The organism is uncultured Nostoc sp. (assembly GCF_937863485.1).
Taxonomy (GTDB): domain Bacteria; phylum Cyanobacteriota; class Cyanobacteriia; order Cyanobacteriales; family Nostocaceae; genus Nostoc.
This window is the reverse complement of record NZ_CALMFY010000244.1, coordinates 1-26,371: the sequence shown is the minus strand read 5'-3', so window position 1 is coordinate 26,371 and position 26,371 is coordinate 1. Positions and strand designations below refer to the sequence as shown.

Here is a 26,371-nt window from a genome sequence, read left to right as displayed (position 1 = left end):
GGTTGGTGACTGATAATACCGTTAAACTTTGAAAGTTAATACTATGCCTCTAAAAAACAGGGAAGATGATATTAGAAGATTTTCAGGTGAGCGATCGCGACCTCAGTGACGCAGCCCTTGGACAGTATTTAGAATCTACAGCGATCGCAGTTGATACAGAAACGATGGGATTATTGCCGCAACGCGATCGCTTGTGTCTTGTCCAGCTGTGCAATCTAGAAGGAAAAGTGACTGCAATTCGCATAGCCAAAGGACAAGCTGACGCTCCAAACTTAAAAAAACTCTTGGAAGCGGCTAATGTTGTAAAAGTGTTTCACTTTGCTCGCTTTGACCTTGCCACTTTACGAGCCAATCTGGGGATTCAGGTTCAGCCTGTTTTTTGCACCAAAATTGCTAGTAAGTTAGCCCGTACTTACACAAATCGTCACGGACTTAAAGATGTGGTGCAAGAGTTAGAAAAAGTGGAACTGGATAAAAGCTCTCAAAGTTCTGATTGGGGTAACGCTGCCAGTTTATCTGAAGCTCAACTGAGTTACGCTGCCAATGATGTGCGCTACTTACTTAGTGTGCGGCAGAAGTTAACAGAAATGCTCAAACGAGAAGAACGTTGGGAAATTGCTCAAGAATGTTTTGAATTTATACCAACAATTGTTTCTTTAGATTTGTTGCAATTCAAGGATTTGTTTGAACACTGAATCAAACAGTAAACCTCTTGCAAAAGTTATATTTCTGGAGGAGAAGCCTCTAGAGGCAGAATATTTTGTCTCCTGACTCTTCAACTTATCACATGCCTTTTATTATGGTCAACGCCAAGGGCAAACGGCAACTTGTTCTCCTGCATGCTATTACGTAGCTTGCTTCCTCATAGGGGTACGGGGAATGGCAAAAGCCGCGGCTCAGAGTTCTCTGTGAATTCTGACTTATTTCCTCACGAGAAATTGAGATTTTGCAAGAAGTCTATTACTGATTTGCTAAGTTATTTTATGCATAAGAGCCAACATTGGAATCATCTGAACCTGTAGGGGTTCTAGATTCACTAATGTCTTACTTCACGTCACTGGTATTATCTTGAATGTCTTGCTTCACGTCACTGGCTTTCTCTTGAATGCCTTCCTTAACGTCACCGGCTTTCTGTTGAATGTCTTGCTTCACATCACTAGCTTACTCTTGAATGCCTTCCTTGACGTCACTGGCTTTCTCTTTAACGTCACTGGCTTTCTCTTCAATGCCTTCTTTTAGGTTACTGGCTCCCTCTTGAATGCTTTCCTTTAAATTACTGGCTCCCTCTTGAATGCCTTCTTTTAGGTTACTAGCTCCCCTTTTAATTGCTTCTGTCGGGCTAGTGCCTCCCTTTTGCAGATTCTCTTGGTGATTTTTTAGCCGATCTACCACATTGTAGTCATCTGCACCTGGGGGAGTTGTTGATTCGACAACGCCTTCTGTTGGACCACCGATCTCCTTCCACGCGGCAAGACCACCTTTGAGTTGAGAGACACGCTCAAATCCATTAGAACGCAGTTGTTGTGCGGCTTGGGCAGTTTCTTCTTCATTAGCTCCATAAACGTAAATATCCCGGCTTTTAGCCAAAGAAGCTACTGCCCGCTCTGCTAATCCATCTACTGGCATCGGCATCGCTCCCATAATGTGACCTTCGTTGAAGGTGTTGCGATCGCGCACATCCAGTATTGTAAAAGCTGGTTCGCCCCATTCTAGACGAGTCTTCAAGACATGAGCTTCAGATTGTGATTCTATTGGTGGCTGTGGTGGAATGATGCCGCCTGCTAAATTGTTAGTCATAATTATTCCTTATTGACGATATTAATAGCAATTTAATGGACTAAGCATATTTAATTGCTCTTTCTCTGGGATGAATATTTTCAAACTATCTCCTCAGATAGAGTGGTAATTTCAATAATTTATACCAATTAATCAATTGCCAATAAAGCCATTTAAGACTATGTGTGACAAGACAATGTTTTATATTAAGTTAATTAAATATATTTAAATTTTATGTTGATGATATTGAATAAAACAGCCAAATTTAAATAAATTTAAATCTCCTATAATCTCTACATAACTAAAAAAATCTTAGTTTAAAATTAAAAATATCCAATCATTACTATAGTATTTTTGGACTTTTTCAATATCTGCGATCGCTAACAATAATATCTCTTCAATCTCTTGCTGCACTGTTAGAGTTACACAAGCAGCGCTATAGCGATTCTTATTTGTATCTGTGTTCATCTGTGGTTAATTTTTTCTGTACCTTACCCATGCGGGAACCGCTATATTACAACTATTTTCAGGTAAATAGACTACGCGGTAGGGGCGCAAGGCCTTACGCCCTACGACAGATGTGGTTCAAATACTTGAATTCTGCTGTAAAGCAATCTACCAGTAATTTCTTGATATCGTAATACTGCTGAAGCAATTCTTTTTGCTGTTCGTTAAACTACCCATAACCAATATTATGATACTTAATCAGCATATCTCTTAATTGTTCATCCCAGGCTTTACCAAAAGGACTCAAGTATGGCCAAATTTGGAGACTTGGGGAAATTGTTTCCCCATCCCAATGCACGGGCGGCAACGCGATGCGTCTTTAATGCAAAAGCACCAACTTTTTGGTGGCTCCCAATCAGGTGGGGTTACAATCTCCATCTGCAAGACCCCCCTTCGCCAGATTAAGAGCTTACAAAAATTTTGGCAAAACTGGCAAAATAACCCTTAGCTTGCCGTCAGTCCAAGACTTGTCATAGTCTCATGCTGAAACTTGTAGTATACTATATGCTTAAGAGGGTAGCTACATGTAAATGCACGCTGAGGAAATTTTCGTAGATTCTCTTCAAGAAGACATACCTGTTGCCTAGAGTACATTTGGGGAAATAGGAGTTTAGAATCTAGGTTGGCTTATAGCTTTGTTTGTAAGCCTTTGTAGATACCTAATTAATCAGGTAGTGCGTTACTCTTCCAAAGTTGTAGCAATTGCTGTAGCGTTTGTTATTTCTCTCGACTATTTGCGGTTATGGAGATGGTCTTCAATTACACTCATTTTAACTAAAAAAGTTTAGTATTATACAATAAAAATTAAAAATTTTACAAAATTCATCCAATAATTATATATTCTATAAGCATTAGATGATTGAAGTTTTCATATTTATGGAAAATTAATGGTACATAAGTACTACAGTAGCGATAGTACTCAGCATAGACGCGTGTGAATACATACTCAACAGAAACACCTCAAGCAAAACTGGCACAACAGCAAATCGCCCAATCCACAATAGGCAGCATTATGGTTATGGTTTCTGAGACTACTCCCAAAATTTTGATCGTTGATGACGACTTTGGTGTCCGAAATCTCGTGTATCGTTTTTTAAGTCGGAAATATCAAATAGAGTCGGCAGCAGATGGTAAGACTGCCTTGTCGTTGTTTGAGCAATTCAACCCAACTTTAGTAATTCTGGATTGGAATTTGCCGGATGTTAATGGTTATAGCCTCTGCCAAGAAATGCAGAGTCGTACTAATGTTTTAGTGCTGATACTGACTAGTAGGACTGACGAGGCTGATAAAATTAAAATCTTGAGCGCAGGTGCTGATGATTTCATGACTAAACCATTTAGTCTTGCAGAAGTTGAAGTTAGAGTAGAAGCTCTTTTGAGGCGGATACGTTACATCAACCCCTCCCCAACACAACGTATTCTCTTCAAGCAGCTAGCAATTAACCCAGAGGGTCGGGAGGTTACACTTAATGATAGACCTCTGGCTCTAACAGCGCTGGAATTTAATATCTTACATTTTTTGGCAAGTCATCCTAATCAAGCTTGGAGTCGTCCACAGCTAATCCAAAAAATCTGGGGTTGCGACTACATAGGAGATGGGCGAGTGGTTGATGTGCATATTGGTCAGCTTCGTAAGAAGATGGAAGTCGATGCCAGCATACCGGAGTTTATTAAAACTGTGCGGGGCTATGGTTACAAGTTTGAAGCGCCCGACGAAAATACTGATTCCTGATCTTTCTGATTTCGGGAGTACTTGATAATAATGAATGATTCAGATAAGTCAGCATTAGTCTTATTGCTTACTTAAATACTTTTACTGAGGCTTGACTGGATAACTTGCGTTAATTTGGGACATTGATACAAACTGATTTAGTAATTTCGTGTCTGCTCAAGCCTCAGACAGTAACTTTATTGCTTTTAATATATCGTCTCAAGATAAGTTCCAACAAAATCAAAATGTACAGAGCTTATCCGAAGTTTCACCTATAAGTAAAATTTGGGACAAGCACAGAGCTAATACTGATAAACTCTTGCATTATTACGCCAAAGCAGACGAGCATTCTTTTCAGCAGTATGCTTGGCGCATGAGAATCTGTTCCGAGTTGCTGGAATTTCAATTAGTGCCAGAGGAATCAGAAGGCATTCTTAAGTTAAAGCTATCAGATGCCCGATTCTGTAGGGTTCGTCACTGTCCGGTTTGTCAGTGACGACGCTCGCTCATGTGGAAAGCAAAGGCTTACAAAATTCTCCCACAGGTTGTTACTGATTACCCCAAGCACCGTTGGCTGTTTATTACTTTGACTGTAAAGAATTGTCAAATTAAGGAACTCAAGGAAAACTTGGATTCGATAAATAAAGCTTTTAAGCGATTGACTGAATTGAAAGCATGGATTGCGAAAGGTTGGGTAAAGTCCACAGAAGTAACTAAAGGTAGAGATGGAGTCTCGGCACACCCGCATTTACATATTTTGGCAATGGTGCCGCCTTCCTATTTCAGTCATGGCTATCTTTCTCATACCAAATGGGTAGCGTTGTGGCAGCAGTGCTTACGGATTGATTACCAGCCCGTTGTTCATATTAGCGCGATCGCTAAACATCATAACCTGTCATTACTTATCCCAGAAATTCTTAAGTATCAGGTGAAAGAGTCATGACTGATCCAAATCCTATTCGCACAGTTCGTGGGGGAAGAATATTCCCTGATATTCAGTGGTCAGAAGAAAAAAAATCTCAATGGAAAGCTGAACAAGAGGCTTTTTACCAACGCGGTAAAGTTATTTTTGACCGAGTTAAACCAGAGTTAATCAAAACTCACTACAACTGGTACATAGCTGTTGAGCTTGAGAGTAGAGATTATTTCATTGATACAGACGAATTAGCTGCTATAAATAAGTCTCGTCAGCAGAACCCGAATGCTCCGGTGTTTATATTTCGGATTAATGAAACAAGAATAGCTAGCACAATATGATTCAAGGCAACTTTGGTGATGAGGAACAGCTACTTTTTGAAATATATTTTAGAGTCATTGGAATGAATAATTAAATTTTAACTAGCCAAATAAAAAGCTTCTGCAACCGCTTTTGGTAATTCAATCAAGACTAAATAATTGCTAGGATATAAATAGTCTTCACCTGATTCATCAATAACTCTAATCATTTGGTGCTTAACAGCATCAGAATCACGAACAGTCTGGTAAATTTTCCGAATTTCTAAAGAAGCAGGATAATCTTTGTTGTTAATGCAAACAACATATTGAGTTTCTGTGTTCGCTGACTGCATAACGACTCCTATAGAAAGCGTTTTATTTTGATTTCTTTCTTACCAATTCCGTGGGCTTCATACCAGTGTAACTCAGCTTCATAAATACTTCCTTCGTCTAAGCTAATGGTTGCAAAGCCTTTAAGTTTCCGCCACAGTCATGAACCATAAGTTTTACGCAAGCGTTCGAGTTTACGAATGGAGTTACCAACAGCAATTATTTCAATATTGGTGATGTCTTCGATAATTTCAAAATTAAAGTAAACATTACTCCTAGTAAATATTGCAACAAAGAACTTTTAACCATAACCCACCGCCAATCTTCGACTAACCAACTCAGCCGCTAAATGTATTGCTGCTTTCATACTCGTAGCATCAGCAATTCCCTTACCCGCAATATCAAACGCTGTTCCGTGATCTGGTGAAGTCCGAACGAAAGGAAGACCAATAGAAGTATTAACTGCCCGATCAAATGCCATCAGCTTCACAGGAATTAAGCCTTGGTCGTGGTAAAGTGCTAGATAAGCATCAGCTGGATTTTGTACTAAAGAGTTTCCATACCAAGCTTGACCAGGTTTAACCCACATCGTATCTGGCGGTATCGGCCCATCTAGCTGTAATTGTGGTCGTTTTTGCCGCTCTTGGTCTAACCAGGGAATTAGCCAATCCTGTTCTTCATGTCCAAGTTGTCCCTGTTCGCCACTGTGGGGATTTAAACCTGCGATCGCAATTCTCCCTCTATCTATACTAAAATCTTTCTCCAAACACTCCACCAGCAAATCCAGTTTTTGTGTCAGCAACTGCGGTGTCAATGTCTCAGCTACTTGACGTAAAGGAATATGTGTGGTAGCTAGTATTGCACGGAGTGTCCAACCAGTATGGGGCGATCGCGCTACGAATAACATCCCAAAACGGTCAACACCTGATTTTTGTGCCAAAAGTTCCGTTTGCCCTGGATAATTATACCCTGCGGCTTTCCAAGCAGATTTAGCGATCGGCCCTGTGACAATACCATCAAATTTACCCGCGAGTGTTTGAGCGATCGCATATTCCATATAGGCAAAACTAGCCGCACCACTTGCTGCATTACCTTTTCCTGGGATGATTTCACCTTTATTTTCCCTATCAAACTGCACATCCCTGACTAACAACTCGTCTGGATTTGCCAAAGCTGCTAAATTCTCAGTTAAATTCAGTTTGTGATAAGTCTGTGCCACCAAATCCCGGTTACCCACCACTGTAACGTCATATTTTTGACTAATTTCCGGATCTGCTAAAGCTTTCAAAATCACCTCCGGCCCAATCCCCGCCGGATCTCCCAGCGTCAGCACCAAACGCGGACGATTCTCTTTGCAAAAATTTACTAAATTACCTTGATTATTTTGATACATAAAATATCTTCATAATTATTATCATCAATTTTTCCCCATTTCCCCATCTCCCTCTCTGCCAACAGTAGGGATTACCCCCTAAACCAGTAGGGATTACCTGCTAAACTAGTTTAAAATTATTTACACAGGTCTAATCCTACAGCAACTATTGAAAAGCTTCTGGTAGACCTAGTTTACACACCACTTTGCATAAGGAGAATCACACCAATGGGCGGCGAAATTTTGGATGGAGCTCTATTGTCCTTCAGTTTAATCTTCGTGGGCTGGGGCTTAGGCGCGTTGTTACTGAAAATTCAGGGCACAGAAGAATAATCCCTACAGTAATCGGCTATTGAGAGGGAAGAGGTTTTCCTTTGCCTTGGAAAGTTGTGTTCGCCTCAAGCTGGCATTTATACTTTTCGCTAACTGGGAAAAAAGCTTGTCCGTTTACCGGACAGCCATTTTCCCATGAGTATTTTCCAAATAAATTGATTTTCTGAGAAAAGATGTAAACTTTTGTTTGCATAGGTTATTCTGATAACATTCTTTTCATAAAACATTAAAATTTATTACAACCCTCATGACATTATTAATTGTTGGTGCCACTGGCACCTTAGGAAGACAAGTGGCTCGTCGTGCAATCGATGAGGGATATAAAGTACGCTGTCTTGTTCGGAGCAGTAAAAAAGCTGCTTTTCTCAAAGAATGGGGTGCAGAACTCGTACCGGGAAATTTGCGTTACCCCGAAAGCCTAGCGGAAGCATTGTTAGGTGTAACCCAAGTTATTGATGCGTCAACATCTCGCCCTACAGATTCACTGAGTATCAAACAAGTAGACTGGGACGGCAAAGTAGCATTGATTCAAGCAGCAATTGCAGCGGGTGTAGAGCGTTTTATCTTCTTTTCGATTTTAGATGCTGATAAATACCCAGAAGTGCCGCTAATGGAAATTAAGCGGTGTACAGAACTCTTCCTGGCTGAGTCTGGCTTGAATTACACCATCTTGCGGCTAGCTGGGTTCATGCAAGGATTAATTAGTCAGTATGGGATTCCGATTTTGGAAGCACAGCCAGTTTGGGTGACTGGTAATTCTTCTCCTATCGCCTATATGGACACTCAGGACATTGCTAAGTTTGCTATTCGAGCATTGAGTGTGCCCGAAACGGAAAACCAAGCTTTTCCTGTAGTCGGTACTCGTGCATGGAGTGCAGAAGAAATCATCAACCTGTGCGAACGCTTATCTGGAAAAGATGCCAGGGTAACGCGGATGCCAATAAACTTGCTGCGTACTGTGCGGGGCTTAATGCGGTTCTTTCAGTGGGCATGGAACGTGGCAGATAGGCTAGCATTTACAGAAGTGTTGGCTAGTGGAAAAGAGTTAAATGCTCCAATGGATGAAGTATACACAGTTTTTGGTTTAGATCAGCAACAAACCACAACCCTAGAAAGCTATCTACAAGAGTACTTCAGCCGAATTATGAAGAAGCTCAAAGAGTTAGACTACCAGAAAAATAAAACCAAAAAGCAGAAACCTAAAAAAACTCCTTTTAAACAGTCTTCAAAAGTTAATAGTCAATAGTCATTACAAAACAGACATTAGTCGTAAAACTCTAGACTCTGGATATTTGACTCTAGATTAATGACTACATGGTCAAAAATGTGTAAGGATTACATAATACAGAGCATCGCCTAAACTTGGATATTTGAGTGTGCCGAAAGCAGGCATTATCTACAATGACGTTAAACCGATAGCGAGTCGTGTCGCTATCGAGTTGAAAGACAAGCTAACCGCAGCCGGTTGGAATGTATGTGTGACATCGAGTATCGGTGGCATACTGGGCTACTCTAACCCAGATAGTCCTGTATGCCACACCCCCATTGACGGTCTGACACCCCCTGGTTTTGACTCAGATATGGAGTTTGCAGTGGTGTTAGGGGGAGACGGCACTGTTTTAGCAGCGTCTCGTCAAGTAGCCCCCTGTGGTATCCCACTACTAACAGTGAATACCGGCCACATGGGATTTTTGACGGAAACCTTCCTGAATCAATTGCCCCAAGCACTAGAACAGTTGATGGCGGGTGAGTATGAAATTGAAGAACGAGCCATGCTCACCGTCAAAGTGTTTCGGGGAGATTCAGTGCTATGGGAAGCACTCTGTTTGAATGAAATGGTGCTGCATCGGGAACCTTTGACCTCTATGTGCCATTTTGAAATTGCCATAGGGCGTCATGCGCCAGTAGATATTGCGGCGGATGGTGTGATTGTTTCTACGCCTACTGGTTCTACAGCTTACTCATTGAGTGCTGGTGGCCCAGTGGTGACTCCTGGTGTACCTGCTTTACAGCTAGTACCCATTTGTCCGCATTCCCTAGCTTCTAGAGCATTGGTATTTCCAGATACTGAATCTGTCAACATCTATCCAGTCAATATTGCTCGACTGGTGATGGTGGTGGATGGTAATGGCGGGTGCTATGTACTACCAGAAGATAGAGTATATATGGAGCGATCGCAATATAGTGCCAGATTTATTCGCCTGCAACCGCCTGAGTTTTTCCGAATTTTGCGAGAAAAATTAGGTTGGGGTTTGCCACATATCGCAAAACCAACTTCCGTAGAATTGCCTTAGTTATTGGCCAAACAGGGCATTGTTAAACAAGCAAGGGAGCAAACAGAAAATTCTTCCCCTCTGTTCCTCTGCTGCCATGCCCCATGCTCAATTTGCTGATTTCCTTCCAGAATTACTGGTATGGAGATGGTATTTGGAGTTAGTTATTAAGATTGCATCCGAGAATTCGATGGCTGACACCTGAACGTGCTAAAAGATCCTTAGCCACGTGTCAAATCAGGATTGCTCCATCACTACAAACTCGTAATTGCACTTCTAACTGATGTAAAGATTTTCACTGGAATATCTTTACAATCCCAAATCCAATATCCCAAATTGTTATGACAGTTGCTCAAAGTCCCTGTGTTTTGGTGATTGAAACCGATGAGAGCCTAGCAAATCAGCTTTCTTGCGATTTGCAAGAAGCCGGCTATGAATCAATTTTGGCTCATGATGCGACGAGTGGTTTGCAACATTGCCGCGATCGCCAGCCTGCTTTAATTGTTTTAGACCGGATGTTAGCAGGCGAATCAGGACTCTCATTGTGCAAAAATCTGAGAAGCACTGGTATGCGATCGCCTGTATTGATTTTAATGGCAAGGGATACAGTTGATGATCGTGTAGCTTGTCTAGAAGCTGGAGCCGATGATTATATCCTCAAGCCTTACCGCTCAGAAGACTTTTTAAAGTTAATTCGTCTCTACTTAAAACCTGATTTGGATACCACGGAGCAATTACGCTTTGGGGATCTGATTTTAGACATCGCAACTCGCCGTGCCATACACAGCGGACGGGCAATTGACTTGACAATGAAGGAATTTGAATTATTAAAATTCTTAATGGAACATCCCCGTGAGGTGTTAACCCGTGAACAAATTTTAGAAAATGTTTGGGGTTACGACTTTCTAGGTGAGTCGAATGTAATTGAAGTGTACATCCGCTACTTGCGCCTAAAAATTGAAGATGAAGGTCAAAAGCGCCTTATTCAGACAGTGCGAGGCGTAGGGTACGTTTTAAGAGAATCCTAGTACGCTGTGGTGGAAGTTTGCCTATCTTTAACAAGAGGATTCGTTGCCGCATTCCCAGTCTGAGACTGGGAATATACATTTGGGGGCCGCTGCCTCTCACCCCAAAGGTTTCTGCCTACAACACTGTAAAATTGAAATCTAAATTACAAAATCAAAAAGAATTATGACTCGTTGGCTAGGTTTGCTCTCGATGTTACTGAGTATTTTTCTGATCGGCTGTTCTGTGCCAACAACAGCTAAACCTCCCACCCTTACGTCTGGTTCTCAAACTCCAGCACCAGAGAGTTTAGGTCAAACACTACCAATTTCTGCAAAAGCCATTGTTCCTAATGGCACAACGATTCAGCTAGAAGTGGCGCAGACGTCAGAACAGCAAGCGAAGGGATTGATGTATCGGCCAGCTTTGCCAGATAACCGAGGGATGCTGTTTGGGTTTCCTTCAGCACAACCAGTCAGTTTCTGGATGAAGAATGTACCTGTGGCTTTGGACATGGTATTTCTACATAAGGGTGTAGTTAAATATATTCAGGCAGCTGCACCTCCTTGTGCAAGTGAGCCTTGTCCTACCTATGGCCCCAATACACCAATCGATAAGGTGATTGAACTTCGCTCTGGAAGAGCTGCCGAATTGAAGTTGAAAGTGGGCGATATTGTCAAAATTGAGTTTTGAAACTCCGGCGCTTTGTGAGGATAAAGATTTTGGTGGTTGCTCTGTTCAGAGCCTATACTATCGAAATATATATTTTTTTTGTAAAAAATGTCACGTATTGTGGTACAACAGTCATCTGTAACGCTACTATTTAAAAACTGTGATAATAATGCAAAATTCTACTGCCTCCAAGCTCAAATCGCAGTTTTAAGGTTTGGTTGCAAAAATATTCCCTTCGGCGTAAATGTAAATAGTCGCCAATAAGAGAATATAGGCTATGGAATCTTTGTTACTAGATGTGTAATTAAATAAAGCATAAAAGTAAACAAGATTGAGTCAATTTAACTAAGTAAAAATACTGCTTGAGAATCGAGCAGATGATTTGTACGCAAATTTCTATTTCTCGGACCCTGTATGAAAAGCCTTTCTTTAAGGCAGATTAAATAACTGTGTTGGGGTGTATAGCCGATAACGGCACAGTGACAGATGAAATATTGGCTACTGGCTACCGAGCAATGGTGAACTGATTATATGACAATACATTCTGTACAAGGAGGTGAGATACAAATGTCACCATCAAAATATTCTCGACTTATTCATTTCTTGCAAGAAGATTTGGCAATTTCCACAGCATCGCTAGCGGTGGCGCTTCGGCATCGGGAGCAAGATCCAGGCCCTTTGGCAATGATTCTTTGGCAGTATGGGTTAATTACTCTAGAGCAGTTAGAACAAATTTATGATTGGCTGGAGACAGCGTAGATCATACCAATTTTGGATTTTGGATTTTGGATTTTGAATTTTGGATTTTTGGTAAAGCAGGGCAGTTTTTTCTCTACAGCCCTTCTCAAGACAGGGACGCTCTTGCGTTCGGGCATCCTACGGCAGGCGCTAGCGTCTCCCTTGGGAGAAGGCTTTACGCTAGCGCATAACGTAGCGTAAAGCCTTCTCTACGAGAGGCTGCGCTAACGGCATGGCAACTCTTAGAGAGGCTAGCGCCAACGCTTAAAGCGAGTCAGACGCTTGCGGACTAGCTAACCCTGTGCTATCGGGCGTCAGGGATTAAAAGTCTCTACCAAAAGGCTGTTACCAGAATCTCAAACAATGCTATTTATGCCAATTTAGGATCATACTAAGTTACCAAAGTTAGTATTGTTTAGTGTCAAATACGCTGTGCGACTGTCTCTGGAGTAAATAATACTATCTAGGGTAAGTTGGTATCATCTAGGAGAATTAAAGTTTGTCAGATCAACTCTACCTTGTGTAAAGGTTGATATATAGGTCTATTGACTGTGGCGGTTTCTACTCATTTACAGCCAAATCAAAAGAGCGAGTTGATCATTTAACTCGCTCTTTTGATTTAGTGCTCAGTACTCAGGACTGACTAAACACTCTAACTGCTGCCGCTATACCAGATCCAGGGGTAAAGTCTTCGTAGCCAAGTTCTCTTAGGGTAACTTCTAAGGATGCTATACAGCTAAGGATATCGCGATCGCTCACAAAACCCAAGTGACCAATGCGGAAAATTTTGTTACTCAAATGGTCTTGACCGCCTGCTAGGGCAATATCAAAGCGTTTTTTCATCAATGACCGAATCTTATCCGGTTCAATTCCCTGCGGTGCTACAGCCGTAATCGCCGGACTGGCGGAACTATCTGCTGCAAGCAGGGGTAAATTTAACCCTTGAATAGCGGCCCGGGTAGCATTCTTCAGCCGTTCGTGTCGAGCAAATATTGACTCCAAGCCTTCCTCTTTCATAATTCGCAACGTGGTGTGCAGCGCTACGATCAAGTTCACAGGCGGAGTAAATGGAGTTGTATTTTTGGCTGTGGCTTTCCGATATTTGCCTAAATCCAAATAATATTTCGGTAGCTTCGCAGTTTTGTAAGCTTCCCAAGCTTTAGGGCTGACAGAGACAAAACCCAATCCCGGCGGAATCATATAACCTTTTTGGGAACCGGAGGCGACTATATCCAAACCCCAAGCATCCACAGGTAGATTGAACGCGCCCAAGCTAGTCACGGCATCAACGATAATTAAAGCTTCACCGTGTTCTTTGACATGGCGGTTGATGGTTTCTAGGTCATTCAACACACCCGTTGAGGTTTCGCTGTGGGTAATGATTACGGCTTTGATTTGCTTTTGGGTATCAGCTTGGAGTTTTTCAGCAAATACCTCTGGAACTAAGGGTTTTCCCCATTCAACCTTAACTTCTTCTACATTCAAACCGTAGGCTTGACCGATTTCTACCCAACGTTCGCCAAATTTACCATTAGAGCCAACTAAAATGCGATCGCCTGGAGAGAGAAAATTAATTATTCCAGCTTCTACAGCACCTGTACCACTGACATTCAGCGTCAGCACATCACTTTGAGTTTGATGCAACCACTTGAGGTTTTCTGTCACCTCTGCCAATATGTTGCTAAATTCACTGGTGCGGTGCCCAATCGGATGCTTGGCTAATGCCAGTAAGGCAGCTTCTGGCACCGGGGTTGGGCCAGGAATCATCAGCATCAGCTTATCGTTCATGTGTCTATCCTAAAGTTAAATAGAAGTCAAAATTGTGGGAAGTTGGTTAAGTCTGGTAGCAAATTCTAGATATTTATTTACAAATTACACTCAGTTTGTCACCAGTCTTGTTGTATATTTTCCGAATCCATAGGAAAAGTATCGTGGGAGTTATTGATCGGTAAGTTTGACCTTTGCAATTTATATGAGACTTCAACGCAGATGAAACCTCTGTTCCAGGCAATTTTACCACACACTTAGATGCCAGGTTAAGGCGTCTGCTTGTAGGGGAGTGGCTATTTTAGCCAAGCGTGAAGCGTCCATCTAGACTTTTACAATTTTAGGCACAGGTATGAGAAATTCTTAAATCTTACCTATAATCCGCTCCTGTTGTTTTTATTGAAACACGCAAAATCGTTTTGAATGTCGCGGGAATTGTCGGTGAAAAAGCTATGTTTTGCTTCAAGCAAGGAAGTAACCTCTTACACTATGCGGAAGACTAGGATGTCACCGTTTGCTAAGAGATAGAAGATACCTAACCCAAATTTTTCAATCTGCTTGGGTCGAAGATTTGTTATTGGATTGCCATTTTCTAAAGAATACCTCCATCTATAGAGGAGGTGACGATTTATTTGAGTCCAAATCGCTTCGATACTTATATCCAAGACTTTTCTGGCTTACTCGATGGCGATTCATTTGCCGCTGAAGTTGAGATATTTATGCTACTAATTGCTGCACATTGTGAATCGGCACTCAGTGGTAGGCGATGGCTACGGCAAGCTACGCCTACGCTAATAAATTATAAGTTTTTATACTATACTTACAAAATTGCTACAGTTGTGCTTAGTCTTGTTAGTTACCATTCATGGTGAGTCGTTTTTAACTAGTGTCAGTTCATAAACTGTCACTCACTAGATCCCCGGTTTTCTTGCAAAAGAGATATTCTTAGTTAGTGCAAGGAGTGATACCATTTCACCACATGTTTGTCACAAGTTATCCCCGCAATACTCCCTGTCAAGGGAGTGTTGCAGATTTCAAATGTTACATCAAACGAGTGAGTTGGTATAAGCTTTTACGGAGAAGCGCTTGAGTGAGCAAAACTCTCAAGTGCTTTTTCGTGTATAAATCAAACAGTCCTACTCTCTGGACGATCATATAGATGTTATTAAATACACATATACCAGAGAAAGAAACTACTGTTACAATACTTCTTGCAACAAATGTTTCATGGCTTTAACATCCCTACAGAAGAATTAAAAAGTGACTCCTATAAGACTTATCCAGGCAGAGCAGATAAACTAGCAAGACGCGCCATATACGCTCTGGAAATGCACATAACAACAATACCGAGAAAGCCTACAAGTGGTATATTAATCAGACTGCTATCCAATGTCTCACAGCTAGCAAGCCTGCCACAATTAAAGAAATTCTACAGACTTAATGACCACAACGCCAAACACGATTTAAATCCTTACGATAACCGCCAAGCCAATGGTCGCAAAATTGATTTAGAAATCGATTTAGTAGCACTTGTACGAAACGGGCAAGATATGATTTAGCAATGTGTACTCTCCGTCTAAAACTAACGTTTAGCAGATTTTGGGGAGATGTCGGGATAGATCAAATTCGGTCTGCCACTCTCTCAATATACAAAGTCCATTGCTCAGGCATTAGGAAGAACAAACACGATGAAAAGAGTTATCTTAGGGTTCTTACCCTGGATTATTTATTCTGTGTTGGCAAACAGAGGGGAGAGTGGTATCCTCCACGGGGCAATTATTGCACTCGTCCTGACGTTCATTCTTGGACGTGAAAATTTACGTAAAGGCTTCATTTTAGATTGGTGTACGGTTGTCTTTTTTGCCTTCGTTCTAGTTGTGGGTGTTTACTTGCGGCATCCTTTCATTACGCAACATCCAGGACTTTTTGCTGACGGTGCCTTGGCGGTGATTGCGATTGGCTCCTTACTCGTAGGTATCCCATTTACGATTCAGTATGCCCGTGAGCAAATTACTCAAGAACATTGGAATAGTCCTATTTTTATTCGCGTGAATCAGATTCTTACCCTGACCTGGGGGATTGCCTTTGCGCTGAGTGTATTGATCAGTTGGCTGCTACCGCTCAACGTTTCTACGATTCTACACATTGTCGTGGTTGCGATCGCCATCTTGATAACTATACGCTTCCCCGCTTGGTATCGCAATCGGGCATTAAAAAATAGGAATACAGAGTTATGAATTCAGATGTGATTTAGCAATGGTTGGTCAGCATGAACGCCTACCGTGTTTTCTTCCCTCTACTCTTAACTGACTACAAAATTCACCAACTTCCCAGGCACCACAATTACCTTTTTAATCTCTTTGCCTTCGATGTAACGCTGGGCAACTTCTGATTCACGGGCGTACTTTTCCAACGCTGCTTTATCTGCTTGTGCTGGTACTTGAATCGCGCCGCGAGTTTTACCCATAATTTGAATCACTAAAGTGATTTCATCAGCTACCAAAGCAGCTGGGTCAAAAGATGGCCAAGTTTGAGTGTGAACTGAATCAGTTTCACCCAATAAATGCCATAATTCATCAGCAATGTGTGGTGCGAAGGGTGCTAGCAATAGCACCAAATTCTGAATACCTTCTGCGTAAATTGGTGAATTTTTGCCGCTGGCATCAGTTAAAGCATTACTCAACTTCATCAATTCTGAAATAGCTGTGTTGAATTGATATTCACCTTCGACATCTTCTGTCACCGCTTGAATAGCCGTGTGAATCGCCCGCCGCAATTCCTTTTCTGCCTTAGTTAAATCAAATTGGGCTTTCTTGCGGGATACCCCAGCCGCAACATAATCCGTCACCAAACGCCAAACCCGATTTAAAAAGCGGAATTGTCCTTCCACATCGGCTTCATCCCATTCCAAGTCTTTTTCTGGTGGCGCTTTGAACAAGATAAACATCCGCGCTGTGTCTACACCGTATTTGGCAATTACATCTTCTGGCGCTACACCGTTACCCTTTGACTTAGACATTGTGGCATAGAGACGTTGTAATGGTTCGCCTGTCTGAGGGTCACGAGGGTCGGCTGAATTTACTAGATTAGAAGGAATCCATTTATCTTTCCCGCCCTTGTTGGGATTTAGGTAAGTTAAACCCTGTACCATACCTTGAGTTAACAGGCGTTGGAAGGGTTCATCAAAGTTCAGCAACCCTCTGTCCCGCAACACTTTAGTAAAGAACCGCGAATACAACAAATGTAAAATCGCGTGTTCAATCCCACCTACATACTGATCAACTGGCATCCAGTCATTAATTTTACTGGAATCAAAAACCTGTCGTTCATTTTTAGCGTCAGGGAAGCGCAAGAAATACCACGAGGAATCAATAAAAGTATCCATCGTGTCAGTTTCCCGCTTTGCTGGAGTGCTACAAGTCGGACAAGGCACATTTACCCAGCTTTCTAACTGACTTAAAGGTGAACCGCCACGTCCAGAAAATTCTACCTCTTCTGGCAACTGAACTGGCAAATCTTTGTCTGGCACTGGCACTATCCCACAGTTGGGACAGTGAATTACAGGTATCGGTGCGCCCCAGTAACGCTGCCGCGAAATTAACCAATCCCGCAAGCGATATTGCACCCGCACTTTACCAAAACCTTCTTTTTCGGCGTATTCAATTATGACTTGTTTAGCATCTGCCGAAGCCATACCAGTAAAAGGCCCAGAATTAATTAAAATTCCTGGTTCAGTGTATGCCTGGTTATATTCAATTTGGATGAGTTGTGTGACTTCATCTATGTCTGATGTTGGACTTAAGTCAAAACCTGCAACATCATCTAGGGAAGCTATGACAAAATCAATTGGCAAATCGTAATTTTTGGCAAACTTAAAATCCCGGACATCGTGTGCTGGTACTCCCATCACTGCCCCAGTACCATACTCATACAGTACATAGTCAGCAATCCAAATGGGCACTTTTTCTGCTGTAAACGGGTTAATTGCCACCCCACCTGTGGGGATACCCCGTTTAGGTTTGTCTTCAGCAGTCCGTTCCAACTCACTTTGATTGGAAACGTCTTTAATAAAGGCTTCTACCGCTGCTTGTTGTTCTTTTGTGGTGACGCGCTTTGTTAAGGGATGTTCTGGTGCTAACACTAAGTAGCTGACACCATAAACAGTATCTGGACGTGTGGTGTACACGCCGATTTTTTCATCTATCCCAATGATCGGAAATTCTAAGTAAGCGCCTGTAGATTTACCAATCCAGTTTGCCTGCATCAACTTGACGCGTTCCGGCCAACCTGTCAATTTATCTAAGTCATTCAGCAATTCTTCGGCGTAGTCAGTAATCTTAAAAAACCACTGCCGCAATAATTTGCGCTCAACTATTGCCCCACTGCGCCAAGAACGTCCTTCGTTATCAACTTGCTCATTTGCCAGTACAGTTTGGTCAATGGGGTCCCAGTTTACCGCTGCTTCTTTTTGATAAGCTAACCCCGCTTGCAAAAACTGCAAGAAAATCCATTGCGTCCACTTGTAATAATCCGGTGAACAGGTAGCAAGTTCACATTCCCAGTCGATGGATAAACCAAGACGCTGCAATTGCTGCCGCATCTGGGCAATATTCTGATAAGTCCACTTTGCTGGCGGCACACCACGGTCAATGGCAGCGTTTTCTGCTGGCAAGCCAAAGGCATCCCAACCCATTGGGTGTATTACCCGATAGCCTTGCATTCGCTTGAGACGGGCAATCACATCGGTAATCGTATAATTACGGACGTGACCCATGTGTAGGCTGCCCGATGGATAAGGGAACATGGATAAAGCGTAAAATTTTGGCTTGTTGCTAGCTGTAGGTGTCTGATCTAAGCCAAGTTCTACCCATGTTTTTTGCCATTTTTCCTCAATTGCTGCTGGGTTATATCGGGAATCCACCAAAAAAATTCTCCTACTGGGTCTGTCTAGGTTAACCTACTATGTCAACCTGCTAGGTTAACCTATATTGTAGGTCAACTACTCACAGATTTATATAATTGAGCATCAGCCTGATTATGCCCGAACTGCTAGTGTTTCAGGTATAGTAAGAGTCATTTGATGAAGGTTTAGATGGTTGAATCAAATATACAATTTTCCGATTTGGTGCGGGTTTTTGTCTACGGCACACTCAAACCAGGTGAAGCTAACTATAAAAAATACTGTGCTGACAAGATAATAGATGTTAAAAGAGCTTTTGTACAAGGTAAATTGTTTGCTCTGCCAATGGGCTACCCAGCGATGACGCTAGGGAATACCCAAGTTTATGGATATTTACTTTCTTTTTCCAACCTAAGGATTTTAAATGAGCTAGATATGCTGGAAAATTACCAACCTACTAGACAACCATCAGAAAACCTTTATAATCGACAAATTATCGAGGTTTATCAGCTACAGTCGCTCTCTCTGGGTTGGGCTTGGGTTTATTTGATGACTCTAGACCAAGTTAACCAATTAGGAGGATTCCTCCAACCTGACGGCTGGTGGACAGGCTGTGGTTTAACAGCAAAGTACAGTTATGATCTGTGAACTGTTAATGCGATTAGTTTATATCCTGTTTAGAGTCGTGCCGTTGCGGCTGTACCGGATAGATTGGATTTTCTGGAGAAGCTACTGCTGCTTTCGGAATTTCAATTACCGGGTTATTTAGTCCTACCATCAGCGGGGAAAGTGGAACCATAGACGCTGATGACGTTTGTATCGGTTCTATTTCTGGTCGTTGTGCCAGTTGCGGCGGACTCGAACCACCAGATACTAAGCCAGATACTGCACCGATTACACAAGCAGCAATGGCTGCACCTCCCACCATCCAGTTTAAACGGGAACGGCGGCGCAAACGTGTCAATACTTGCTGAACTGTTACTTCTGGTGACTGTTGGGCTGTTGGCACTGGGAGAGTCCGCAAGCCTTGGCGCAGCTTTAAGAGTCGGGCATACAAGCATTGAACTGAGGCATCATTTGCCAGCCATTCTTCTACTTGCCTGCGTTCTGGGGCTGTGACTTCACCATCGAGATAAGCACTCAATAACTCGAAGCGATCGCGCTTCACCATATCCATAAGACCCGTTGATTCATTGGTATGCTTGGCCATTCCATCTGACAAATCTTGAGGAAGTTGCAAAGGAGAACGGTCGTAAAACTGAGAATCAGTAGTCATCTTAACATTATTACCAATTTAAACACGGGTAAACTGGACGGAAATTCGGAAAAATTAGCCAATTTTCCTCCTAAAGGCAGAGGCGATCTACATCTTTGTAGTAATTCTTAATCAATGCTTAAATTCTGCCATTGGGCAGAGGCAAGATGCTGTAAATTAGGAGTCTAGATAATTCTGCAAGTGAGCTTGTAGCCTCGATCTAGCTCTGGCAATTCTTGATTTCACAGTTCCTAATGAAACTCCAGTGATTTCGGCAATTTCTTCGTATGCCATGCCTTCGATTTCTCTGAGGACAATAGTAGTACGAAAGACTTCTGGTAAATCCGCGATCGCTTCCCGCAATTGCTCGTAAAATTCTCTAGTTGTCAGTTCTTCTTCAGGACCTGGGGTATCGCCGGCGATTTCCCAATCCATCTCGCCGTCCTCTAACAAGCGGGGAGCATCCAGTGACAAAGGACTCATAACCCGCTTGCGTTTACGCAACTCATCATAAAACAAGTTGGTGGCAATGCGGCTTAACCAGCCCCGAAATTTAGCAGGCTCTTGTAATCGGTTAATATTCCGATAGACTCGAATCCAAACTTCTTGAGCCAAATCGGCTCTGTCAGCCCAATCTGGAGCCAGGTGGTATAGAACTTTATCAACTTGACTTTGATAGCGGCGTAATAGTTCTGCAAACGCAGCACGATCTGGTCGCAGTCCCGCTTGACAGCGCAAAATTAAATCGTGATTAGGGAGTTTGTCAACTTGCACTGATGCTTCTGGATACTTTGCATCAACCGTTGACCAGGATACAGTAATCGACTGACTCATAGATCGTACTGGCTCTAAATCATCCCTATCTATTAGACCTGCTAATGGGACAGAAGTTCCATGCTAAGGTGACGGATTTATGACTGGAACACTGAAGCATACAATTTTGGATACATTTATAGCAATAAGGAGAGCCACTTTTTCCTTATACTGTTCGCATAGTTGCCCTTGCACCCATCAACTAACAAAGGCACAGCAATATGCACATTTTTGTCATTTTAGCAACTGGGTATATACGCTTGATAAAAATAATTAAATCTGGTTATAAGGATGAAGATAAAAATTTTGTAATTCTAACTTCTTGATACCTTTAAAATTCAGGCAATAATTTCTGGAAGTTGAGTTGCTGTGGTTACTATAATGGTGATTTATTTTTTTGATTTTGTTACCAGAATAGTTGCTGATTGTTCTGGTTGTGAACCGTAGCTAGCACCATTTTGTTGCTCTGGTACGCGAACTTGAAAAAAGAAATTGAGGGAAAATGTAATTGTGACTGCTAGCAATAGTTTTTCAAACATGGTTTTTCTCCCACCTACACCATTAATGATTGATTGCTACATTTCAAAAGTTCCATCAGAAAGTCCGAGTATTGGCTTACAACCCCCAGAACTTTGGAGGAATGAGGTTGGTCACTTGGAGTTTTGCTGCTGGGACAATTTGCATAGTCTTAGTTTGCCCAGAGGTGTTGGCAGATTTATATCGGAAATGATAAGTATTGATAAATTTTTGATAATCGGATGATGAACACATCCAATTGCTCGGCTGGATATGTCAGGGATAAACAATAGGCGATGGCAATGGTAAGAAACGAATCTGTAGGGCGGATGGTAATGTTGCTCTGTTTTGGCACAGCATTTTTATCTTTAGCTGTCCATTGGCGCATTACTACGGCCCAAGGGCAGTCTGATAAGTCTGCATCTACTTCGATGCGGCGAGATTCTACCCTAACCAATCCTAAGGGAAACCGCTCAGAGAAAGTCTACAAGAATGTTTCACAAGTGAGTTTAGGGGAAATTGCGCTGGGTGCATCTGTGCCAGTTGGTGAAGTTACCCAAGGCTCAACTCCTCAGAGGGCGTTTACACCAAAGTCCTCTGCTATTAAGCCTCAAACTAAATCGAAAATAATTAAGAAGAATGTAGCCAAAGCAACTGATAGACACACAATTGTTCGGAAGACGCCTACACTCAGGTCTGCTGCTATTAAGCCTCAAACTCAGCCTCAAATAATTAAGAATGATGTAGCTGAAGCAACCGACCTACCAACTAAGACGCGGCTGGTGGCGCAAGCAGAAAGACAAAATCCAGTTGCGGATAGTTGGCCAAAAGCTCTATGGTCTCAGGCTTCAGCCCAACAAATACCATCTAATAGGCTGGCTGATGCCAAGACGCAAGTAATGGTTGATTTAAGTGATCGCCGCACCTATGTTTACGCAGGAGATGAGGTCATAGCCAGCTACCCAATTGCTGTAGGTAAGAAAGGTTGGGAAACGCCCACAGGTTCTTTCCAGGTGATCCACATGCGACACTATCCAATCTGGCGTCATCCGATCACTGGTAAAGTATTTCAGGCTGGTACGGATAGTCCCTTGGGAGACAGATGGATTGGTTTTTGGTCAGATGGAAGGAATGAAATTGGCTTTCATGGCACACCGGATATTGGCCTGGTAGGAACGGCTGTATCCCACGGCTGCCTAAGAATGCGTAATTCTGATGTCCGATTGTTGTATGAGCAAGTGAGTTTAGGGACAACAGTGTTAGTGCGTGATTGATTAATTAAGAGTCCTTTGTCCTTTGTCTAAAACTCCTGACAAATGACTAATGACTCTTAAAGTTATAATTTTTGCTCAAAGTTAGGTGCGTATGTCTGGAGTAAAGCACTAACTTGACGTACAACCTCATTGCCAGTGTTTTTGCCTAAGGCTTGCCGTTCTGGGAAGAAATGGGGTCGATCAAGGTAACGGTTAATTGCCTCACTTACTTGCTGAGAAATTAATTCTTGCAGTTGTGCCCGAGCCGTTTGGCGCTGGAAGGTAGCACCTTCTTCTGTAGTAGCATACAAAGGTGGTAACCGATTGAGAGCGTAAGCAGCAATATCGCCGACATCTAGAGAACTTTCGCTGGTGGCTTCAATTTCTGCGACTCGGGCGATCGCTTCAGTCAGTACCAATTCTTCCATGACGTTAATGAATTGTTTCCGAGGTACCGCCACTACCTCACCAGTCAATAGTGCTCCCATCAGCCGATCGAGTGCCATATACTCTTCAATTGAGAGTTCCGAGGCGTTGTCACAGATTCTACCGACTTCTGCTTCCATTGCTGGTGTTAAATAACCATCCTGGAGAGCTTGTTCTACAATTTTTTCGATACTCATAACGCTGATCATCATTTATGTTAGCCAAGCAAGGTAGGGACGGTATCAATCCAATTTCTTTTGCCTAATTCTCAGCAAAAAAAACACAAATTATGCACAGACGCGATCAATTCCGCCTCTACTAGTTAACGACCTTAGTCCGCCAAGGTGTTGGATCAACAGATTGTCCGTTGACATATAGACCCCAGTGTAAATGTGGACCCGTGGCAGCACCAGTGGAACCCACTGCGCCAATTAGTTGACCAGCTTTCACAAAATCACCTTCTTTAACGTTAATACGACTCAGGTGCATGAAAATACTGATTACTCCTTGACCGTGGTCAATGCCAACTACGTTACCGTGAACCCGAAACCCTTGGGATACCCTACCTACCAAAGCAACTCGCCCAGCGGCTGGGGCAATCACGGGTGAACCGGCAGCACCAGCGTAGTCAAGACCACGATGATAGTAGTCTTTTGCAAATGTACCATTATAGTAGCGACGTACACCATAGTTTGTACTCATCCGCCCAGCATTTGGCTTCAGAAATACTCCATTCCAATACTTTTGTGGTGTTTGTAGTGCCTTGAAAGCTGCCACCCGTTTTAGTTCATATTCTGTGGCATCCACTCCGGCTTTGCCAGGTGGCAAAGTAATGCGCTGTATAGGAAATTTACGATTAAGCACATTCACTGCCAAGTTTTGCACCTGACCATCCGCTGCAACCCGAAGTGGTCTAGTTCCAGCTTTTTCTAGTGGAGTTGTAGGAACAAAAGCCCGATACTGATTGGGGGCAATTTTAAAGGCTGGGTATGTATTCTTACCACTAGCTACTGTTGGATTTGTACTATTCTCTTGATGAGCTAGATTAATCTCCACTGAGAGCGTATCTCCTAATTTAGGATTAGTTGGAGTCACCTTTACTTGTAAAGCATCTACAGGCAATGCCAAGGTGAGAGGGAAAACAGCAAATATTCCCTTTAACACATTTATTGCACGGCGATTAGGTGTCAAACTTTTGACATCAAAACCGAGCAACTTATTGTTTGAATTATTAGCGCGATTCTCAGTAATCATAGAGCTATAAAAAATACCTTGCTTAGATTGGAAAATAGACTAGCTTATTTCTACTAGTGTTTCCTGTTTGAAGCAAATGTTGTTGAAAACCATAGATGTTGGGAAATCGTCTAGGGACTTATGGAAAGCACAGGGGCAGGGGTAGGAGACAAGGGAGAATGACTTGTAACTGTAATTTAATGAATTGATATTAACTTTAATAACCAAGGTGTATTACATTGTCAATGATCTTAGAACTTAATTAGTATACTGTGGCGTCAGTTTGCCTACCTTAATTACCGTTTATATACTTATAACAGCTTTTACTGATGTTGAGATAGGGTGTAAAATAGCAGCAATTTTAGCTAAAATTCCTCGTTTCGAGTTCTGAGCTTGGATGATGGAGTAAAAAGCTCGACGTTACGAGTCCTGAGGTTGAGTAATGAACGCTTTTGAAGCTCAAACCACTTGAAGTGGCATGATTCCTGCTTCAACGATCTTTGCTTGGATTACTCCAGAACTTATACCAATTCGCTATGAAGATGCACTTAATTTTTATTAAACGAACCGCCCTACCCTGCGGGAACGCCTGCCGTAGGATGCCCGTTCGCCGCAAGGCGTCCCGGCAAGGGTTGGGCTGTAGGGCGAACGGGTGACGCTGGTTGCACGCATCGTCTCCCTTTGGGAGAGGACTCATCCTCTAAGCTGATAGTTTTAATTTTGACTTGAGCTTACCATCTTCCATGTGAACGATCGCTTTTTGATAATCTCCTCTTGCACCACGATCAAACAAAGATTCCCTGCAATTCAATCGGGAGGTAATCACCAAATACTCGCACTTGCTGCCCTGAATGCACTTTGCCAATATCGCTTTCGTAAACTTCGGCTATGACGTACATCTGGCTGGTTTGTCCAATATCTGCAATGCCATCATTTGATACTAATTCCCCAGGATGGGTGTGGATCTCAAATACCTGTCCATTTTGGGGCGATCGCACCTGGGACTGTTCGAGATTGACTTTTGCCAGATTCATGGCTGCTATGGCACGATTAACTTCTGCTTGAGCAGCTTCTACATCCACTCCGCGCACTTCGGCGATTTCATCGAGTGTTGCTGTGGCTTCTTTAATCTTTTGCTGGCTAGTTGATTGGGTGCGATTTAACTGTGCCTGTGCTTCTTGCAAGCTTTTTTGGGCCGTTTCCAAGTTTAAACGCTTGCTATCCCCTTGCTCGGTGGAAATTGCACCTTGTTGAAATAGTTGCTGATAGCGTTCGTCTTCTGTTTGGGCGTTACGCACTTCGGCTTGGAATCGCTCAATTGTTGCTGCTTGGGCATTAATATCGCCAAGGTGTTCTGCTTTTAGTCGAGCGATCGCAGCTTTTTGGGCGGCAATTTCACCGCGTTTAGCACCTGCTTGTATGCGGTTTAGGTTTGCCTGGGCTACTTTCACTTGTTCCTGCACCTCTTTTAATTCTGCTTGCAAGTGATCGCGGCTGTTCAAAATCGCAATCACCTGTCCTGCTTTTACCCTATCCCCCTCCTTCACTAACAACTTTTCTACCCGATTTCCTTCTGTAGACACCGCAGCAGAGAGTTTAATTACCTTTCCCTGTGGTTCAATCCGCCCTAAAGCTGTTACTGTTTTTAACTGTGGCAATTGTGTTGCTGGCACTTGTGCCTCTGGATTTGCATAATGCCAGCGTTTTACTATATAAAAACTTATTCCACAAACCAATAAAGATGCAATTATACTTATAGCAACGGATGGACGCAGAATAAACTTAGGGAACGTTCTGTACCCTAGCTTTGAGTTTCGCACCATAGATTACCTCTTAACTAGTGGCGCAGAAAAAACTAAATAAATTAAGTTTTTATTTTTATACCGATTACCTGTGAGCTTGCTTTTGAACAAGGGGCAGAATTCCCTTGTTTGTTCGGCGGAATGTATGCCTTATTTTGTGCAGCATTTTAGAGAATTTATATTACCTCTTTGCTAATAGTTATTATCGATTCAGAGTTTATAAAAAAGGAAAATTGTTGAGAATTTACCAGCCGACTGCGATTTAACTGGATAGGATAACAGTAAGTTATATGATGTCTGGGTAATTAAGCATAATACCCAGAACCCCACCCCGCTAAAGCTATGCTTGAGCTAACCTCCCCGCCTGCGGTGTACATACAAGTCGAATTCCCCCCCTTTCTAAGGGGGGAAACAGGAAATTTAATTCCCTCCCCTTTCTAAGGGGAGGGTTAGGGTGGGGTTCTTTTCTTATAG

At 42.4% G+C, this 26,371-nt stretch carries 28 protein-coding genes and 1 pseudogene; 16 read left to right on the top strand and 13 right to left on the bottom strand.

What is annotated here, in order from left to right; translation table 11 throughout:
* Positions 1 to 65: 65 nt before the first annotated feature.
* Positions 66 to 695: a ribonuclease H-like domain-containing protein gene (locus tag Q0541_RS33575; protein ID WP_298921306.1), complete on the top strand. Its 630-nt coding sequence runs from the start codon at positions 66 to 68 to the stop codon at positions 693 to 695.
* A 655-nt stretch (positions 696 to 1,350) separates the two neighbouring features.
* On the opposite strand, the pseudogene Q0541_RS33570 reads toward Q0541_RS33575, so the two are convergent.
* Together Q0541_RS33570 and Q0541_RS33565 are read right to left on the bottom strand one after the other, a co-directional pair.
* Positions 1,351 to 1,797 (bottom strand): annotated as a pseudogene (locus tag Q0541_RS33570) (rhodanese-like domain-containing protein); the annotation flags it as partial.
* Positions 1,798 to 2,088: 291 nt separating this feature from the next.
* Positions 2,089 to 2,244: a hypothetical protein gene (locus tag Q0541_RS33565; protein WP_298921305.1), complete on the bottom strand. Its 156-nt coding sequence runs from the start codon at positions 2,242 to 2,244 to the stop codon at positions 2,089 to 2,091.
* A gap of 1,051 nt (positions 2,245 to 3,295) precedes the next feature.
* Here Q0541_RS33565 and Q0541_RS33560 point away from each other — a divergent pair.
* From Q0541_RS33560 to Q0541_RS33545, 4 genes are all read left to right on the top strand, one after another.
* Complete coding sequence (locus tag Q0541_RS33560) at positions 3,296 to 4,015, top strand: response regulator transcription factor (protein WP_298921358.1); 720 nt, start codon at positions 3,296 to 3,298, stop codon at positions 4,013 to 4,015.
* A 148-nt stretch (positions 4,016 to 4,163) separates the two neighbouring features.
* On the top strand, positions 4,164 to 4,490 hold the full coding sequence (locus Q0541_RS33555) for a hypothetical protein (RefSeq protein WP_298921303.1): 327 nt from the start codon (positions 4,164 to 4,166) through the stop codon (positions 4,488 to 4,490).
* 12 nt (positions 4,491 to 4,502) lie between these two features.
* Positions 4,503 to 4,937: a protein rep gene (locus Q0541_RS33550; protein ID WP_298921301.1), complete on the top strand. Its 435-nt coding sequence runs from the start codon at positions 4,503 to 4,505 to the stop codon at positions 4,935 to 4,937.
* Positions 4,934 to 5,251, top strand: coding sequence for a hypothetical protein (locus tag Q0541_RS33545; RefSeq protein WP_298921299.1), 318 nt, complete (start codon positions 4,934 to 4,936; stop codon positions 5,249 to 5,251). Before Q0541_RS33550 ends, Q0541_RS33545 begins: the two co-directional genes overlap by 4 nt.
* Before the next feature lie 77 nt (positions 5,252 to 5,328).
* Here Q0541_RS33545 and Q0541_RS33540 read toward each other — a convergent pair whose 3' ends face one another.
* Both Q0541_RS33540 and pdxA read right to left on the bottom strand, forming a co-directional pair.
* Positions 5,329 to 5,562, bottom strand: coding sequence for a hypothetical protein (locus Q0541_RS33540; RefSeq protein ID WP_298921297.1), 234 nt, complete (start codon positions 5,560 to 5,562; stop codon positions 5,329 to 5,331).
* Between the two features lie 278 nt (positions 5,563 to 5,840).
* Positions 5,841 to 6,932 (bottom strand): 4-hydroxythreonine-4-phosphate dehydrogenase PdxA, encoded by a 1,092-nt coding sequence (gene pdxA / locus Q0541_RS33535; protein ID WP_298921295.1) that lies wholly within the window; start codon positions 6,930 to 6,932, stop codon positions 5,841 to 5,843.
* Positions 6,933 to 7,139: 207 nt separating this feature from the next.
* On the opposite strand from pdxA, the gene Q0541_RS33530 reads away from it, so the two are divergent.
* Positions 7,140 to 7,244 (top strand): PetM family cytochrome b6-f complex subunit 7, encoded by a 105-nt coding sequence (locus tag Q0541_RS33530; RefSeq protein WP_298921292.1) that lies wholly within the window; start codon positions 7,140 to 7,142, stop codon positions 7,242 to 7,244.
* A gap of 16 nt (positions 7,245 to 7,260) precedes the next feature.
* Here Q0541_RS33530 and Q0541_RS33525 read toward each other — a convergent pair whose 3' ends face one another.
* A complete protein-coding gene (locus tag Q0541_RS33525; protein ID WP_298921290.1) occupies positions 7,261 to 7,437 on the bottom strand; it encodes a hypothetical protein in 177 nt (58 codons plus the stop codon).
* A gap of 54 nt (positions 7,438 to 7,491) precedes the next feature.
* On the opposite strand from Q0541_RS33525, the gene Q0541_RS33520 reads away from it, so the two are divergent.
* From Q0541_RS33520 to Q0541_RS33500, 5 genes are all read left to right on the top strand, one after another.
* Entirely contained in the window at positions 7,492 to 8,490 is a 999-nt protein-coding gene (locus tag Q0541_RS33520; RefSeq protein WP_298921288.1) for an SDR family oxidoreductase, read from the top strand.
* Positions 8,491 to 8,620: 130 nt separating this feature from the next.
* On the top strand, positions 8,621 to 9,538 hold the full coding sequence (locus tag Q0541_RS33515) for an NAD(+) kinase (protein WP_298921286.1): 918 nt from the start codon (positions 8,621 to 8,623) through the stop codon (positions 9,536 to 9,538).
* 320 nt (positions 9,539 to 9,858) lie between these two features.
* The gene (nblR, locus tag Q0541_RS33510; RefSeq protein WP_273768161.1) at positions 9,859 to 10,545 is read left to right on the top strand and encodes a response regulator transcription factor NblR; all 687 of its coding nucleotides are present in this window, start codon (positions 9,859 to 9,861) and stop codon (positions 10,543 to 10,545) included.
* Positions 10,546 to 10,708: 163 nt separating this feature from the next.
* The gene (locus Q0541_RS33505; RefSeq protein WP_273768162.1) at positions 10,709 to 11,215 is read left to right on the top strand and encodes a DUF192 domain-containing protein; all 507 of its coding nucleotides are present in this window, start codon (positions 10,709 to 10,711) and stop codon (positions 11,213 to 11,215) included.
* A 510-nt stretch (positions 11,216 to 11,725) separates the two neighbouring features.
* Positions 11,726 to 11,953 carry a DUF2949 domain-containing protein gene (locus tag Q0541_RS33500; RefSeq protein WP_298921283.1) on the top strand — a complete coding sequence of 76 codons (228 nt, stop codon included), beginning with the start codon at positions 11,726 to 11,728 and terminating at the stop codon, positions 11,951 to 11,953.
* A gap of 612 nt (positions 11,954 to 12,565) precedes the next feature.
* Here the strand turns inward: Q0541_RS33500 and Q0541_RS33495 are convergent.
* Entirely contained in the window at positions 12,566 to 13,720 is a 1,155-nt protein-coding gene (locus tag Q0541_RS33495) for an alanine--glyoxylate aminotransferase family protein (RefSeq protein ID WP_298921281.1), read from the bottom strand.
* Positions 13,721 to 14,319: 599 nt separating this feature from the next.
* On the opposite strand from Q0541_RS33495, the gene Q0541_RS33490 reads away from it, so the two are divergent.
* From Q0541_RS33490 to Q0541_RS33480, 3 genes are all read left to right on the top strand, one after another.
* Positions 14,320 to 14,571, top strand: a complete 252-nt coding sequence (locus Q0541_RS33490) for a hypothetical protein (RefSeq protein ID WP_298921279.1) — start codon at positions 14,320 to 14,322, stop codon at positions 14,569 to 14,571.
* 348 nt (positions 14,572 to 14,919) lie between these two features.
* Positions 14,920 to 15,258 (top strand): hypothetical protein, encoded by a 339-nt coding sequence (locus Q0541_RS33485; protein ID WP_298921277.1) that lies wholly within the window; start codon positions 14,920 to 14,922, stop codon positions 15,256 to 15,258.
* Positions 15,259 to 15,387: 129 nt separating this feature from the next.
* A complete protein-coding gene (locus Q0541_RS33480; protein ID WP_298921275.1) occupies positions 15,388 to 15,936 on the top strand; it encodes a hypothetical protein in 549 nt (182 codons plus the stop codon).
* A gap of 65 nt (positions 15,937 to 16,001) precedes the next feature.
* Here Q0541_RS33480 and leuS read toward each other — a convergent pair whose 3' ends face one another.
* Positions 16,002 to 18,620 (bottom strand): leucine--tRNA ligase, encoded by a 2,619-nt coding sequence (gene leuS, locus Q0541_RS33475; protein ID WP_298921273.1) that lies wholly within the window; start codon positions 18,618 to 18,620, stop codon positions 16,002 to 16,004.
* A 171-nt stretch (positions 18,621 to 18,791) separates the two neighbouring features.
* On the opposite strand from leuS, the gene Q0541_RS33470 reads away from it, so the two are divergent.
* A complete protein-coding gene (locus tag Q0541_RS33470; RefSeq protein ID WP_298921271.1) occupies positions 18,792 to 19,247 on the top strand; it encodes a gamma-glutamylcyclotransferase in 456 nt (151 codons plus the stop codon).
* A gap of 13 nt (positions 19,248 to 19,260) precedes the next feature.
* Here the strand turns inward: Q0541_RS33470 and Q0541_RS33465 are convergent, their stop codons facing one another.
* From Q0541_RS33465 to Q0541_RS33455, 3 genes are all read right to left on the bottom strand, one after another.
* Entirely contained in the window at positions 19,261 to 19,875 is a 615-nt protein-coding gene (locus Q0541_RS33465) for an anti-sigma factor (protein ID WP_298921269.1), read from the bottom strand.
* Between the two features lie 156 nt (positions 19,876 to 20,031).
* Entirely contained in the window at positions 20,032 to 20,688 is a 657-nt protein-coding gene (locus tag Q0541_RS33460; RefSeq protein ID WP_273768177.1) for a sigma-70 family RNA polymerase sigma factor, read from the bottom strand.
* A 368-nt stretch (positions 20,689 to 21,056) separates the two neighbouring features.
* Positions 21,057 to 21,206 carry a hypothetical protein gene (locus Q0541_RS33455; protein ID WP_298921264.1) on the bottom strand — a complete coding sequence of 50 codons (150 nt, stop codon included), beginning with the start codon at positions 21,204 to 21,206 and terminating at the stop codon, positions 21,057 to 21,059.
* 279 nt (positions 21,207 to 21,485) lie between these two features.
* On the opposite strand from Q0541_RS33455, the gene Q0541_RS33450 reads away from it, so the two are divergent.
* Positions 21,486 to 22,457: a L,D-transpeptidase gene (locus tag Q0541_RS33450; protein ID WP_298921261.1), complete on the top strand. Its 972-nt coding sequence runs from the start codon at positions 21,486 to 21,488 to the stop codon at positions 22,455 to 22,457.
* Between the two features lie 62 nt (positions 22,458 to 22,519).
* On the opposite strand, the gene Q0541_RS33445 is transcribed toward Q0541_RS33450, so the two are convergent.
* The 3 genes from Q0541_RS33445 to Q0541_RS33435 form a co-directional block, all read right to left on the bottom strand.
* Entirely contained in the window at positions 22,520 to 23,059 is a 540-nt protein-coding gene (locus Q0541_RS33445) for a late competence development ComFB family protein (RefSeq protein ID WP_298921257.1), read from the bottom strand.
* A gap of 121 nt (positions 23,060 to 23,180) precedes the next feature.
* Positions 23,181 to 24,116 carry a M23 family metallopeptidase gene (locus Q0541_RS33440; RefSeq protein WP_298921255.1) on the bottom strand — a complete coding sequence of 312 codons (936 nt, stop codon included), beginning with the start codon at positions 24,114 to 24,116 and terminating at the stop codon, positions 23,181 to 23,183.
* A gap of 764 nt (positions 24,117 to 24,880) precedes the next feature.
* Entirely contained in the window at positions 24,881 to 25,918 is a 1,038-nt protein-coding gene (locus Q0541_RS33435) for an efflux RND transporter periplasmic adaptor subunit (RefSeq protein WP_298921253.1), read from the bottom strand.
* Positions 25,919 to 26,371: the final 453 nt, after the last annotated feature.

What these genes read in the sequence shown, in the direction of transcription:
- Q0541_RS33480 (WP_298921275.1), top strand. Translation starts at nt 15,388, where the DNA reads ATGAAAAGAGTTATCTTAGGGTTCTTACCCTGGATTATTTATTCTGTG.
- Q0541_RS33550 (WP_298921301.1), top strand. Translation starts at nt 4,503, where the DNA reads ATGTGGAAAGCAAAGGCTTACAAAATTCTCCCACAGGTTGTTACTGAT.
- Q0541_RS33560 (WP_298921358.1), top strand. Translation starts at nt 3,296, where the DNA reads ATGGTTATGGTTTCTGAGACTACTCCCAAAATTTTGATCGTTGATGAC.
- Q0541_RS33445 (WP_298921257.1), bottom strand. Translation starts at nt 23,059, where the DNA reads ATGAGTATCGAAAAAATTGTAGAACAAGCTCTCCAGGATGGTTATTTA.
- Q0541_RS33520 (WP_298921288.1), top strand. Translation starts at nt 7,492, where the DNA reads ATGACATTATTAATTGTTGGTGCCACTGGCACCTTAGGAAGACAAGTG.
- Q0541_RS33455 (WP_298921264.1), bottom strand. Translation starts at nt 21,206, where the DNA reads ATGTTTGAAAAACTATTGCTAGCAGTCACAATTACATTTTCCCTCAAT.
- Q0541_RS33465 (WP_298921269.1), bottom strand. Translation starts at nt 19,875, where the DNA reads ATGACTACTGATTCTCAGTTTTACGACCGTTCTCCTTTGCAACTTCCT.
- Q0541_RS33470 (WP_298921271.1), top strand. Translation starts at nt 18,792, where the DNA reads ATGGTTGAATCAAATATACAATTTTCCGATTTGGTGCGGGTTTTTGTC.
- Q0541_RS33495 (WP_298921281.1), bottom strand. Translation starts at nt 13,720, where the DNA reads ATGAACGATAAGCTGATGCTGATGATTCCTGGCCCAACCCCGGTGCCA.
- Q0541_RS33450 (WP_298921261.1), top strand. Translation starts at nt 21,486, where the DNA reads ATGGTAAGAAACGAATCTGTAGGGCGGATGGTAATGTTGCTCTGTTTT.
- Q0541_RS33500 (WP_298921283.1), top strand. Translation starts at nt 11,726, where the DNA reads ATGACAATACATTCTGTACAAGGAGGTGAGATACAAATGTCACCATCA.
- Q0541_RS33460 (WP_273768177.1), bottom strand. Translation starts at nt 20,688, where the DNA reads ATGAGTCAGTCGATTACTGTATCCTGGTCAACGGTTGATGCAAAGTAT.
- Q0541_RS33435 (WP_298921253.1), bottom strand. Translation starts at nt 25,918, where the DNA reads ATGGTGCGAAACTCAAAGCTAGGGTACAGAACGTTCCCTAAGTTTATT.
- Q0541_RS33565 (WP_298921305.1), bottom strand. Translation starts at nt 2,244, where the DNA reads ATGAACACAGATACAAATAAGAATCGCTATAGCGCTGCTTGTGTAACT.
- Q0541_RS33485 (WP_298921277.1), top strand. Translation starts at nt 14,920, where the DNA reads ATGTTTCATGGCTTTAACATCCCTACAGAAGAATTAAAAAGTGACTCC.
- Q0541_RS33440 (WP_298921255.1), bottom strand. Translation starts at nt 24,116, where the DNA reads ATGATTACTGAGAATCGCGCTAATAATTCAAACAATAAGTTGCTCGGT.
- nblR (WP_273768161.1), top strand. Translation starts at nt 9,859, where the DNA reads ATGACAGTTGCTCAAAGTCCCTGTGTTTTGGTGATTGAAACCGATGAG.
- Q0541_RS33530 (WP_298921292.1), top strand. Translation starts at nt 7,140, where the DNA reads ATGGGCGGCGAAATTTTGGATGGAGCTCTATTGTCCTTCAGTTTAATC.
- Q0541_RS33540 (WP_298921297.1), bottom strand. Translation starts at nt 5,562, where the DNA reads ATGCAGTCAGCGAACACAGAAACTCAATATGTTGTTTGCATTAACAAC.
- Q0541_RS33525 (WP_298921290.1), bottom strand. Translation starts at nt 7,437, where the DNA reads ATGCAAACAAAAGTTTACATCTTTTCTCAGAAAATCAATTTATTTGGA.
- pdxA (WP_298921295.1), bottom strand. Translation starts at nt 6,932, where the DNA reads ATGTATCAAAATAATCAAGGTAATTTAGTAAATTTTTGCAAAGAGAAT.
- Q0541_RS33545 (WP_298921299.1), top strand. Translation starts at nt 4,934, where the DNA reads ATGACTGATCCAAATCCTATTCGCACAGTTCGTGGGGGAAGAATATTC.
- Q0541_RS33575 (WP_298921306.1), top strand. Translation starts at nt 66, where the DNA reads ATGATATTAGAAGATTTTCAGGTGAGCGATCGCGACCTCAGTGACGCA.
- Q0541_RS33505 (WP_273768162.1), top strand. Translation starts at nt 10,709, where the DNA reads ATGACTCGTTGGCTAGGTTTGCTCTCGATGTTACTGAGTATTTTTCTG.